The sequence below is a fragment of the Roseburia faecis genome, from assembly GCF_001406815.1.
Taxonomy (GTDB): Bacteria; Bacillota; Clostridia; order Lachnospirales; family Lachnospiraceae; genus Roseburia; species Roseburia faecis.
The window spans coordinates 188093-200878 of the sequence record NZ_CVRR01000037.1 but is presented as its reverse complement, the minus strand read 5'-3'; the positions used below and the strand labels follow the sequence as shown (position 1 = coordinate 200878).

Here is a 12786-nt window from a genome sequence, read left to right as displayed (position 1 = left end):
AAGAAAAATGCATTTTTTGTTATGAAAATATAGCAAATCCCAAAAATCAGTGCTAAAATATACACAATTCATCCGTGCAGAAATGCGGCCTTCGGGCTTTCACATGACACTTTTTTCGATAGCGTAGGCTTAGCGGTGTTATCATGTTGAAGCGGATGAATTTTTATGTTTACAGAAAAGGGAAACGTGTCAGTAAGGAGAAACTGGTGAAAAAACAAAAAGGAATGATCATTACTGCGGCCGTGTTACTTGCAGCCGCCGCAGTCGTAACCGGAAGCCGTCTGATCCGGCATCCGGAAAAATCAAGCACAAAAAAGTCTGAGGTTGCGGATCAGGAGAACAGTGAAAAAGAACAGGATCACAGGACTTCAGGGACAGAACTGAGTGAGAAAAAACAAAACATGAACGAACCGGATCATACGCAGAAAGAACAAAGTGTTGAAAATGCGGACCGTACCGGGAAAAGTATCACAGAGGAAGCGTTCTACATTTCCAAAATCCCGGACGACATTTTTGAGAAGATGCAGGGAAAATCATACAAGGCAGATTGTACCGTACCGCGGGAAGATCTCCGCTATCTTCATGTGCTCCACATGGGGTTTGACGGTCAGACAAAAGAGGGAGAACTTGTGGTAAATAAAGCCATTGCAGAGGATGTCCTTGCCATTTTCAGGCAGTTGTATGAGGCAGAATATCCCATTGAAAAAGTCCGGCTGGTGGATGAATACGATGCGGATGATGAGGCATCCATGAGCGATAACAATTCCTCTGCGTTTAATTTCCGTTTCATTTCCCACACGACAACAATCTCAAAACACGGTCTGGGCATGGCAGTTGACATCAATACACTTTATAACCCCTATGTAAAAACCGTCAACGGAAAGCTGTCGATTGAGCCTGCAAACGCAGAAGCGTATGTTGACCGGAGTGGGGATTTTCCGCACAAGATCGATCACGATGATCTGTGTTACAAGCTTTTTACCCGATATGGATTTACCTGGGGTGGGGACTGGACACATTCGAAGGATTACCAGCATTTTGAAAAAGACTGATGAAAAGTTGTGGGGACATATAGAGAAAAAGATGTAATGTATGGTCCATAAGAACAAACGTGGAGGTCAATCAGAAAAGCAGATGATGGAAAATTTTTCTCTTGACATATTTTGTCAGGAGTCTATAATAGGCAACATAAAGAAAATATTGTTCACCGAAATTCGTTGACGAGAACAGCATCGTATCTTATCGTTATTTTCAGAGAGCCTGTGGGTGGTGCGAACAGGTAGTAGCCGGATATGGATGATCCTCTCTAAGAAGCGGGCTGAAAGCAGACAACTGTGAGTAAACTTCGCCGGTTTCCTCCGTTATGGGATAGCATATGTTGGTATGTGAAGTGTCACAGAGTTTTTCTGTGGAATCAGGGTGGTAACGCGGATTTTATTCGTCCCTTTCCAGAGTAGTATCTGGGAAGGGGCTTTTTTAATGTCTGAATTCGTTTTTCAGTGAACAGACCAAGGAGGAAAAGTTTATGAAAGCACTACAAAAACTCAGCAAATGGTTATCGGACTACACATCAATTGTGGTAATTGCAATTGCGGTAGTAACATTTATCGTTCCGGAAATGATGGGATGGGTAAACCATCAGTTATTTACCGATCCGGTTTCCAATAAGTTTACAAGTCAGTCGATCATCATCGGTATTATTATGTTCAGTATGGGTCTGACACTGACAACGCAGGATTTTAAGATTCTGGCACAGAGACCATTCGATATCTGTGTTGGTGCACTGGCACAGTATCTGATTATGCCGTTTCTGGCATTCGCACTGACGAAAGTGCTGCATCTTCCTGCCGGCATTGCACTGGGACTCATTCTGGTAGGTTGTTGTCCGGGCGGCGTGTCATCCAATATCATGTCGTATCTCTGTGGTGGAGATGTGGCATTTTCCGTGGGAATGACAACCGTATCCACGATTCTTTCCCCGATCATGACACCACTTATGGTTTCTCTTCTGGCAAGCGGAACCAATATTTCCATCAAGGCACTGCCAATGCTTGTTTCCATTGTGGAAACGGTTATTCTTCCGGTAGCACTGGGCTTCCTTTTAAACTATCTGCTGGGGAAAAAGAAAATGTTCAGTGAGTTACAGAAAATTATGCCGGGTGTGGCAGTACTGGGGCTGGCGTGTGTTGTCGGTGGTGTGGTATCTTCCCAGGGCGCGAAGTTCTTCCAGTCCGGAGCTGTAATCTTTGTAGCTGTTTTTCTTCACAATGGACTTGGTTATCTGCTTGGTTATGGAGCAGGAAAACTTGTTGGCATGAATACCGCCAAAAAGAGAACCATTGCCATCGAAGTTGGCATGCAGAATGCGGGACTGGCAACAAACCTTGCCACAACGACCGCACAGTTTTCCGCAACACCGGAGTCTGCGATCATCTGCGCAGTTTCCTGCACCTGGCATTCTATTTCCGGAACACTGCTTGCCGGCATGTTTGCAGCTTATGATAAACACAAACAGAAAAATGCATAAGTTTTTCTATTGACATAGACATGGGAATGATGTAACATAACGGTGTTATCTAACATAACAACGTTATGTTACATTTTTATTTACAGGGAGCGTACCATGGCAGGAAAAAAAATACATGACAGCGAGACGAAGATACACCTGATCCAATGTGCCAAAAAAGAATTTATGGAAAAAGGGTTTGTGGGGGCGTCTCTCCGCGGAATCTGCCAGAAGGCGGGTGTGACCACAGGGGCACTGTATTTTTTCTTTCAGGACAAGGACGATCTGTTCTGTGAGGTGGTAGGAAATTTTATGGATCGGCTCAATGAAATTCTGCGGGAGCATTTTTCTTTTGAAGTCAGGGAGATGGAGAGCGGCAAGGCAAAAGAGCATGATGACAGCAGCGATTTTGAAGCAGTCGCACAGGTTGTCCATGAACTGTACACCTACCGGGATGAAGTGCTTTTAGTGCTGACAAAAGCGCAGGGATCAAGCATGGAACATATGCCGGACCGGTTGGTCGACCAGATGGATGAGCACAATGCATTTATCTGTGAAGCGATGTGCAAAGCTTACCATGTGCCGATGGTGGAACAAAGCGTTGTACACTGGATGTCCCATTCACAGATCGATATGTTTATATTTATGGTAACGCACATGGATGACGAGGAAGAAGCACTGCGGTTTGCGGAAAAAGGCGTAAAATATCTGCTGGCAGGCTGGTACGGACTCGTCAGACCGTAGGCTGTCCGCATGTTTTGACGGAAGGTCGGGAAAAGAAGCACAGATCGTCCGCGTTTGGACAAAAGGTTTAGAAAAGAAGCACAGGTCTTTCGCTTTTTGCGGGAGACCTAAAAAAAGAACCAGAGGTTAGATAAAACTAATATTAGTATGAAAAATAAAACCAAAAAGAAAGGGAGTTTCTATGTCAGAAGAAGAAAAGAAGTTTTTGGAAATTGTAGATTTAAAGAAAGGATTCGGAAGCGGACAGACGCGTCAGGAAGTCCTGCGCGGCATGAATTTTTCCGTTGCAAAAGGGGAGTTCTGTGTGTTGTTAGGACCATCCGGTTCCGGAAAATCCACACTGCTCAATATCATCGGAGGCATTGATAACGCCGATTCCGGTTACATCAATATCAACGGCGATAAGTTAGAGGATATGAGTGAGAAAAAGCTGACACAGTACCGCAGAAAGCATCTCGGCTATGTATTCCAGATGTACAATCTGATTGGAAATCTAAACGTGAAGGAAAACATCGAAGTGGGAGCGTATCTGTCAGACAATGCGCTTGATATTGATGATCTGTTACATACGCTCGGACTTTACGAGCACCGCTACAAACTGCCGAACCAGTTGTCCGGCGGCCAGCAGCAGCGTGTTTCCATCGGCCGTGCGATTGTAAAAAATCCGGATATCCTGCTCTGCGATGAGCCAACGGGAGCACTTGACTACAATACGTCCAAGGAAATCTTAAAACTGATCGAGGAGGTCAATCAAAAATACGGCAACACGATCATTATGGTAACGCATAACGAGGCCATCAAAAATATGGCAGACCATGTGATCAAGCTCCGTGACGGTGCGGTGCGCCACAACGACATCAATACAAACAAGGTATCCGCGGAAGATCTGGAATGGTAAGGGGGCTGCTATGAAAAAAATCAAAAATCCCCTGATCAGGAGAATACCGAAAGAACTGATCGGGGACTGGAAAAAATATCTGGTTGTATTCCTGTTTCTTGTGCTCACGATCGGCTTTGTGTCCGGTATGTATGTGGCAAACGAGAGTATGATTACTTCGGCAAACGAAGGCGTGACAAAATACAAACAGGAAGACGGTCATTTTGAGTTAAAAAAACAGGCAGATGCCACCTTGCTTTCGGCAATTGAGACAGGTGAAAAAGCGGATTTTAAGGCAACAAAGACAACATTGTATGAAAACTTTTTCCGAAATGAGGAAGAAGATTATAATAACGACGGGAAAAAGGATGGAACGATCCGCGTATTTGCAAAGACAAAGGATATCAACCTGGCATGTATGCTGCAGGGAAGTTTCCCACAGAAGGCGGATGAAATTGCCATTGACCGTATGCACGCCGACAATGTCGGAATAAAGGTGGGAGATACCGTCACAGTTTCCGGAGAGACTTATAAGGTTGTGGGACTGCTTGCGTATGTCAATTACTCCACCTTACATGAAAAGACCACAGATCTGATGTTTGATGCACTGAAATTTGATGTGGCAATGGTGACACAGGACGGTTTCGACCGGCTGCACAAGAGTATTCACTATACTTATGCATGGAAATATGAAACGGAGCCTGCGGATGAGGCCGGGGAAAAAACAAGCTCTGATAATTTTATGCGTGCATTGCTCACACAGGTGGTTGTTGCGGACAATGAGCTCGAAGATTACACACCGAAATATGGCAATCCGGCGATTAATTTTGCAACCGATGATATGGGATCGGACAAAGCCATGGGCGGTGTGCTGCTGGATATCCTTGTGGTAATCATCGCATTTATCTTTGCCGTGACGATCAGCAATACGATTGCAAAAGAGTCCTCCGCGATCGGAACGCTGCGCGCGTCCGGTTACACGAAGGGAGAGCTGGTGCGGCACTATCTGTCCATGCCGGTTATTGTAACACTGCTGGCTGCGATTGTCGGAAATATACTCGGCTATACGGTGTTTAAAAATATTGTTGTATCGATGTATTACAACAGTTACAGTCTGCCAACGTATTACACGATCTGGAATCCGGATGCATTCTTTAAGACTACGGTGGTTCCGGTGATCCTGATGCTGGTTGTCAACCTGATCGTGATCGTGCGCATGATGCAGCATACACCACTGCAGTTTCTGCGTCATGACCTGAAAAAGACAAAGAATAAAAAAGCCATGCGTCTGCCGGGATGGAGCTTTTTTGGCCGGTTCCGCCTGCGGATCATGTTCCAGAATGTCACAAATTACCTGATTTTATTTGTCGGTATTTTCTTTATCATGGTCATGCTTGCCATGGCAGTGGGCATGCCGGATACGCTCGATTATTATAAGAGCAACACGGATGGCATGATGTTTGCAAAATACCAGTATGTGCTTAAATCCTATGAAGATGACGATAATAAACGGATTACAACGGAAAACAAAGATGCCGAAAAGTTTAACATGACCTCACTCGTAAAAAAGAGTGATGTGCTTGATGAGGAGATCTCGGTATATGGAATCGCGGACAACAGCAACTATGTAAAGATCAAAAAGTTAAGTTCGCTCAAGAAAAATGAAGTTTATATTTCCACTTCGTTTGCTGACAAGTATGGACTTACCGTTGGCGATACCGTATCGCTGGATGAAAAGTATGAAAATAAATCTTACAAGTTTAAAGTTGCGGGATTTTATGACAAGTCCCAAAGTCTTGCGCTTTTTATGTCGATTGACAATTACGGAAAAGTATTTGACTTAAAGGAAAATGAATTCAGTGGATTTTTATCCGACAGCAGGATTACAGATATTGATGAGGAAAATATTGCAACGACCATCACGATAAGAGATATTACAAAGATGGCAGATCAGCTTGACCATTCGATGGGATCGTACATGAATTATTTCCAGATTCTTTGTATTCTTCTGGCTGCGGTTATGATCTATCTTCTGACGAAACTGATTATTGAGAAGAATGAAAATGCGATTTCCATGACAAAAATCCTTGGATACGAAAACAAAGAGATCGCGAGTCTGTATCTGCTTTCGACGAGTATTGTGGTTGTAATCGCGGATCTCATCAGTGTGATTCTTGGAACACTTGTTATGGCCGCGGCATGGCGGATGATGCTCTTTTCCTACAGCGGCTGGTTCACTTTTCGCGTAACACCGATTGGTTATGCAAAAATGTTTGGATTTGTGCTGATCGGATATCTGATTGTTATGGTATTTGATTTCCAGAGAATCAAGAAGATTCCGATGGATCAGGCTTTGAAAAATGTAGAGTAAACAAAGAAAATAAAAAGAACTGGTACTTTGGAGAGGTACATAAAACGCCCCGGTAGTTGTAGCTGCCGGGGCGTTAATTTATGTAGTGTGGGATTACGCCTGCTCACCAAGAGAGGTATTACGCAGTACCGCAAGAATGATGATAGCATATACCCCGCCGATCAGAGCGGTAATTAACTGTGTGACAGAAAATTGAAGCTGCAGGACATGTAACATTGGCTGCATTTTTGCCGGGAGCATATTCGGCAGAATGATAAGAGAAATCAAAATTCCCATAAACAGAGCCTTTAATACAGCGCCAATTACAATGGATACGGGCAAACCGGCTTTTTTACCGAATTTACTGCGGAGCAGGGCAACTGCCAGAACGAGAATGATATTTCCAATCATAATACATGGGAACATTGCAGGAATGGCTGCCATAATCGGGCTTCCGGTGATGAAAAAGGAAGTGATTGGAGTGATCACGCTTAAAATGATGCCACAGGCCAGACCAGCGTATACCGTGGTTAAAATCAGAGCGGCATTGATGATCGGGCCTGTGATGTATACATTCAGGTTTTTGAAAAACTGGCTTACAATGCAGATTGCGAGTAAAATTGCTGTAACAGTGATTTGTCTTGTTTTTAATTTCATAAATTTAGCCTCCTAAAATTCGTATCATGGTAATGATACTCTTAAAGGCACTGAAATGCAACGACACGGGGATTTTATCTTGTGTTACCATAAAAAATGAGGTAGAGTAAAGACAGTGAAAAGATATTTTGCTCCTACAGGGGGATAAAAACTGTCGAATGTTTAGAAAGAGGAGTGTATATGAAAAAGGGGATAGTATTTCTAATTGTATTTTTGATGGTCATCAGTTTCCCGATATGCGGATATGCGAAGGGGAAGGAGAAAATTTATCTGGACTCTTCCTGGAAATATGCGGATCATGCCAGAATTACATCGGGCTATGCCGTTATGTACAAGGCGAAAAAGAACCGGAAGGACATTGTGATTGCAGTCAATGCGGGACATGGGACGAAAGGCGGTTCATCGGTAAAAACGCTGTGTCATCCGGATGGCTCTGCAAAGGTGACCGGAGGAACGACAGCGGCAGGCTCTGTGAAAGCAGTGGCGGTTTCAGATGGAATGGCATTTCGGGACGGAACGGCAGAACGTGATGTGACGCTTCGTATGGCACGGATTCTGAAAAAGAAACTGCTGGCAGAGGGGTATGATGTGCTCATGGTCCGGGATGGAAAGGATGTACAGCTGGATAACGTGGCGCGTACCGTCATATGTAACAATGTAGCGGATTGTCATATTGCGCTGCATTGGGACAGCGATGGACTTTCTTACGACAAAGGATGCTTTTATGCTTCTGTTCCCGAAAAACTCAAAAAAATGCGTCCGGTTGCATCTTACTGGGAAGAACATGACGCATTGGGAAAATCACTGATCAAAGGGCTGCGTTCCCAAAAGATTAAAATAAACGGAACCGGTGCTACGGAGATTGATCTGACGCAGACTTCGTACAGTACAATTCCTTCCGTTGATATTGAACTGGGCAACCAGTGTTCGGATCATAGTGACAGGAAATTGCAAAAACTTGCGGACGGACTGGTACAGGGGATCAACAAATATGTAAAACATCATATTCATGTAGCACCGTTAAGCAGCCTGTGAGATTAAAAATGGAGGTGACATATGGAAACATGGTATTATGAAGTTGTCAGTATTGACGGCGATTATGCAAATTTAAAGAGGACAGATATTGAAAGTGATGATCTGAAACTTGTGGCACGGGCACTGCTTCCACCGGAAATTATGGAGGGGAGCAGACTCAAATATGAGCTGATGCAGTATGAAATCATAGCGTAGCTATTTGGAAAAGAGGTTTACACAATGGACGTAAGGAAAATGAGAAATGAGAAGCTGGGAGCGCGTGTTGTGGAGGCACTTAATTCCCGCAACATGGAAGCATATTATGTAGAGACAAAAGAAGAGGCTGTAAAGAAAGCACTCGAATTGATCCCGAAGGGCAGCAGTATCAACATGGGCGGTGCAACTTCTGTAAAGGAGTGTGGTCTTTACGATGCCGTTTCCAACGGTGATTATGAATTTTATGACCGGGATAAAGTAAAAACCCCGGAGGAAAAAGAGGAGGTTGCGCGGAAAGCATTCAGCTCGGATTATTTTTTGGGCAGTGTCAATGCCATGAGCGAGGATGGCGTGTTTATCAATATTGACGGAAATGCCAATCGTGTGGCTGCGTATGCCTATGGACCAAAGCATGTTCTGCTGATTGTGGGTATGAACAAAGTCGTAAAATCCGAGGAAGACGCCCTGCACCGTGCGCGGAATGAGGCGGCACCGATTAATGCACAGCGATTTGGCATTGACACACCATGTTCCAAAAACGGAAGCTGTTTTGACTGTAAAAGTCCACAGTGCATCTGCTGTCAGATTCTGACAACCCGATTCAGCAGGGTCAAAGGACGGTTTCAGATTATTCTGGTGGATGAAAATCTGGGCTTTTAAGAAGAAAGACGGGTTTTCTTGTGATGATTATGGGCATATAGCATTGGCAGTGGTGGCACTGATTCAGCTGATCCGGCAGGTTTGTAAGAAAAATGAATAATAAAGGATAAAAAGTTCTGGGAAACAGATGTTTTCCAGAACTTTTTTATTTCCGGAAATATTACCTCGCAAAATTTTCAAAGGCCTTTATGAAACCCAAGAAATGGCATTTCTGGAAATCAGTATTGCGGTCACGTATGCGTGATAGTTTATGCTGAAAAGTACGGGGAAAGGTAAAGGCCGTAATGAAAAAAGTAAACGAAGTGAGCCGGCTGGCAGGAGTGAGCAAGAGAACTTTGCAGTTTTATGATGATGAAGGACTATTGCCTGCCCAGCGGTCGAAAGACAATTATCGACTGTACGATGACGCTGCACTGGAACGTCTCTGGGAGATTCTGGTGTATCGGGCAATGGGGCTTGATCTGAAGGAAATCAAAGATCTTCTGACGCTTTCGGAGAAACAAAAAAATCAGTATCTGGAAAAGAAAATCCGAGGGCTAAGGCAACAGATCAGACAGCTGAACGGGCAGATGGAATTTATTTCATATGTGCAGCAAAATGGAATGTTACCGGTTCCGACAGAGGAAAACACTGTGGAAAAGACCTATATGGATCATATAGCAGTGTTGAGAAAAATGAAGCAGGATCAAAAAAGGGAGGACAAAGAGAAATGAAAAAAAGATTAATGATGGTAATGTGTTGTGGAATAATGATTTTGGGAAATCTTAGTGGTTGTAATGCTATGAAGACGAAAGAAACAGAGTATCATTGGCCGACAAGTACGCTGGTAAAATCGTTGCCTGTTCCGGAATCAAAATACGGAGAAATTGTATTGGATGCAGAAGATTCTTTTGAAATTGACGTTTTTAATACGTCGAAATCACAGTTTGCAGATTATATAAATGCATGTAAGGAAAACGGATTTAATGTGGATTATTATGGGACGGAAGATTCATATGATGCAGAGAATAAAGATGGATATACGCTCTCGCTGAGTTATGATAAAAGGAAAAAGACAATGAATATAGATATCTATGACCTGGACGATGATACGGAGGATACGCAGGAGCCGGAAGAAACAGAGGAGCCGGAAGAAACAGATGACTCGGAAAACGCAAAAGATACATCCAAAGATTCCTCAAAGACTGATAAGAAGACTAACTATTAAAAGTCAAGCCTTAAAATGATATTTTTTGAATAAAGTACAGAAATGTATTTTAGATATATTTGGAACTCAGTTAGAGTTCCTTGAACCTTGAAACTGTATGACAAAAAGAGCATCGTGATAGGTGCTCAAAAAAGGAGTATTGAATTAGAAAGATTTAAGCTGCTTTTATGTATTGCTGCTTTGTTTTTTCAAGATGATAAATCACTCGAACCAATTTTTTTACAGCGTGTGATATGGCAACATTGTAATGTTTACCTTCCGCTCGTTTTTTAGCAAGATAGGCTGCAAATGTTGGATCCCAGTGGCAGACATATTTGGTGGCATTATACAAAGCGTATCGCAGGTATCTGGAGCCACGTTTTTCCATATGTGCGTAGGCACCATCTAGTTGTCCGGATTGATATGTTGATGGCGAAAAGCCGGCATAAGCTAAGATCTTATCAGGAGAATCAAAACGATTGAAATCACCGATCTCGGCAATAATCATAGCTCCCATGCGATAGTTGATTCCAGGAATGCTAAGAATTGGAGAGTTGATTTCATCCATGATGATTTTAATCTCATTTTCGATTTCATCAATCTCTGAATCAAGTTCCTGAATAAGTTTGATGGTGTGCTTCAATTCAAGAGATTTGGCTGGCATATTTGAGCCGATAGAAGCTCTTGCAGAATCTCTGAAAGTAATAGCAGTATCTTTACCATATCGACCTTTGGAAGATTCGGAAAGAAGATTTGTAAGTCTGGTAAGGTGTGCAGTAGCTACATGTTTAGCACTGGGAAATTCAGAAAGCAATGCATAAACAGATGCCATATGAAGTGTTGGTACAAGTTTTTCTAATTCAGGGAATAAGATACAGACCAGTCTTGAAACGGAAGTTTTTAGCTTGGCACGTTCTTTTACTTTATCAAAACGATAACGAGTTAATGACTTTAACTCTTCGTTGTGGTAAGATGTGTCTGAGTAGGACTTTAAGTTCACATCAGACATGAGCATGGAAGCAATCGTGCGGGCATCTACTTTATCCGTTTTCGTCTGTCTAAGGCTTAGACTTTTTCTGTACAGATTTGTATGTAACGGATTGATAACATAGGTGGGCAGACCTTTATCAATGAGATATCCAAGGAGATTGTAACTATAGTGTCCAGTGGCTTCCAGTCCTACTTTTACTTTTGTCACATCATCCATAACGGATTCAATCTTTTGATAAAGATCATTAAAACCATCTAAGTTGTTGAAGATGGTAAATGCTTTAAACAACACTTCGCTATCAGAGTTGGTGATAAAGCAATCATGCTTATCCTTTGCAACATCAATTCCTATGTAAATCATAATAAATCTCCTTTGAAATGTATTAATGCTGTTTTAGAACCACAGGGTGCTCCTTGCGATTGTAACCTCGTTCTAAATAAACCGTCATGCGGTATCTAACTGATTAACAAATGAACAAAGAGACTGTGGTTGGAGCCTTCCTAAAACCATCAAGTGGTAGGAGAAATAAAACCAATCCACAGCATCTTATATATCATAGTCGAACCTACAGAAGAGGTAAAGAATGGACTATGACCTAATAGTTGTAAAGACCTTGGAGAGGGTCTATAAAAACTACTACTATATAATACGAGGAGAAGAATATGTCCAAGAAATATAAGGCAATATTTTTCGACTGGGACGGAACAGCCGTAATGTCAAGACAGGCTCCTGTTGAGGAAGCTGTTGCAGCTATGAAGCCTTTACTTGCAAGTGGAGTAAAGCTTGTAATTGTAAGTGGTACAACATATGACAAAATTGCCAGTGGAAAAATTCATGAACATTTCACTCCAGAGGAAGCTTCAAACCTTTACTTAGGTTTGGGCAGAGGAGCATACAACTATAAGATGGTTAACGGTCAGCCGGAGATTTTCGCTGACTGTATACCTGACACAGAAGGATTATTAAAGATTCATGATGTATGCTACAAAATCCACAGAGAGTTACTTGAAAAATATAACTTCAAAACTGATGTTGTATTTTCAAGACCAAACTACTGCAAAATTGATTTACAGGTAGAAAATGAACGTGGAGATCAGTTATTTATGCAGGAAGATGAAATGTCACAGTTAAAGGCTATGTTAGAAGAACATGGTTTAAAGAATGGAATTATGGATTTAGTTTCATTATCAGAAAAGGTTGGAGAAGAATTCGGCCTTAAGGTATCCGCAACATGTGATGCTAAGTATCTTGAAGTTGGTATTTCATGTAAGAGTAACAACGTAGATACAATCCTTGAATCATTTAAGGAAGAAGGCATTGAAGCAGAAGATTGTTCTTTCTGGGGAGATGAATTCGTAGGAATTCAGGAAGGTCTTTACGGAAGTGACAGCTTTATGCTTACACCTAAGACAGAAGAAGGAGATTTCTTCGATGTTTCTTCATTAGAAGGTGTAAGACCTGAAAAGATTCAGATTTTAGGCGGTGGAGTAGACAGATTTATCCAGTTCTTAGTTGACCAGGGCAAATAAAAATAAACATTCTAATAATAAAAAGGGAGTTTATTATTTCAATACATATTTAATAT

Annotated in this window: 13 protein-coding genes and 1 other annotated feature; of the genes, 11 read left to right on the top strand and 2 right to left on the bottom strand. The window is 42.2% G+C overall.

Translation table 11 applies throughout. From position 1 onward, the window contains the following. Positions 1-206: 206 nt before the first annotated feature. The 5 genes from M72_RS12175 (at position 207) to M72_RS12155 (ending at position 6498) form a co-directional block, all read left to right on the top strand. A complete protein-coding gene (locus tag M72_RS12175) occupies positions 207-1052 on the top strand; it encodes a M15 family metallopeptidase (RefSeq protein WP_022046216.1) in 846 nt (281 codons plus the stop codon). 156 nt (positions 1053-1208) lie between these two features. Further along, positions 1209-1449 (top strand) — a binding site (T-box leader). Positions 1450-1525: 76 nt separating this feature from the next. Beyond that, positions 1526-2527 (top strand): bile acid:sodium symporter family protein, encoded by a 1002-nt coding sequence (locus M72_RS12170; protein WP_022046217.1) that lies wholly within the window; start codon positions 1526-1528, stop codon positions 2525-2527. Positions 2528-2623: 96 nt separating this feature from the next. Then, positions 2624-3250 carry a TetR/AcrR family transcriptional regulator gene (locus M72_RS12165; protein WP_022046218.1) on the top strand — a complete coding sequence of 209 codons (627 nt, stop codon included), beginning with the start codon at positions 2624-2626 and terminating at the stop codon, positions 3248-3250. A 181-nt stretch (positions 3251-3431) separates the two neighbouring features. Continuing rightward, on the top strand, positions 3432-4148 hold the full coding sequence (locus M72_RS12160; RefSeq protein ID WP_055068399.1) for an ABC transporter ATP-binding protein: 717 nt from the start codon (positions 3432-3434) through the stop codon (positions 4146-4148). 10 nt (positions 4149-4158) lie between these two features. Continuing rightward, positions 4159-6498 carry an ABC transporter permease gene (locus M72_RS12155; RefSeq protein WP_055068398.1) on the top strand — a complete coding sequence of 780 codons (2340 nt, stop codon included), beginning with the start codon at positions 4159-4161 and terminating at the stop codon, positions 6496-6498. Between the two features lie 93 nt (positions 6499-6591). Here M72_RS12155 and M72_RS12150 read toward each other — a convergent pair whose 3' ends face one another. Continuing rightward, positions 6592-7134 (bottom strand): ECF transporter S component, encoded by a 543-nt coding sequence (locus tag M72_RS12150; RefSeq protein ID WP_022046221.1) that lies wholly within the window; start codon positions 7132-7134, stop codon positions 6592-6594. Positions 7135-7314: 180 nt separating this feature from the next. On the opposite strand from M72_RS12150, the gene M72_RS12145 reads away from it, so the two are divergent. From M72_RS12145 to M72_RS12125, 5 genes are all read left to right on the top strand, one after another. Then, positions 7315-8169 (top strand): N-acetylmuramoyl-L-alanine amidase family protein, encoded by an 855-nt coding sequence (locus tag M72_RS12145; RefSeq protein ID WP_082413904.1) that lies wholly within the window; start codon positions 7315-7317, stop codon positions 8167-8169. 21 nt (positions 8170-8190) lie between these two features. After that, positions 8191-8364, top strand: coding sequence for a hypothetical protein (locus tag M72_RS12140; RefSeq protein WP_055068397.1), 174 nt, complete (start codon positions 8191-8193; stop codon positions 8362-8364). Between the two features lie 24 nt (positions 8365-8388). After that, a complete protein-coding gene (locus M72_RS12135; protein WP_055068396.1) occupies positions 8389-9024 on the top strand; it encodes a lactate utilization protein in 636 nt (211 codons plus the stop codon). 284 nt (positions 9025-9308) lie between these two features. Continuing rightward, positions 9309-9737, top strand: a complete 429-nt coding sequence (locus M72_RS12130) for a MerR family transcriptional regulator (RefSeq protein ID WP_022046225.1) — start codon at positions 9309-9311, stop codon at positions 9735-9737. Further along, positions 9734-10231 (top strand): DUF6591 domain-containing protein, encoded by a 498-nt coding sequence (locus tag M72_RS12125; protein WP_055068395.1) that lies wholly within the window; start codon positions 9734-9736, stop codon positions 10229-10231. The genes M72_RS12130 and M72_RS12125 overlap by 4 nt, the downstream gene beginning before the upstream one ends. A gap of 154 nt (positions 10232-10385) precedes the next feature. Here the strand turns inward: M72_RS12125 and M72_RS12120 are convergent, their stop codons facing one another. Next, complete coding sequence (locus M72_RS12120) at positions 10386-11561, bottom strand: IS110 family RNA-guided transposase (RefSeq protein WP_015516751.1); 1176 nt, start codon at positions 11559-11561, stop codon at positions 10386-10388. Between the two features lie 302 nt (positions 11562-11863). On the opposite strand from M72_RS12120, the gene M72_RS12115 reads away from it, so the two are divergent. Then, entirely contained in the window at positions 11864-12730 is an 867-nt protein-coding gene (locus M72_RS12115; RefSeq protein WP_055068394.1) for an HAD family hydrolase, read from the top strand. The last annotated feature ends 56 nt before the right edge of the window (positions 12731-12786 follow it).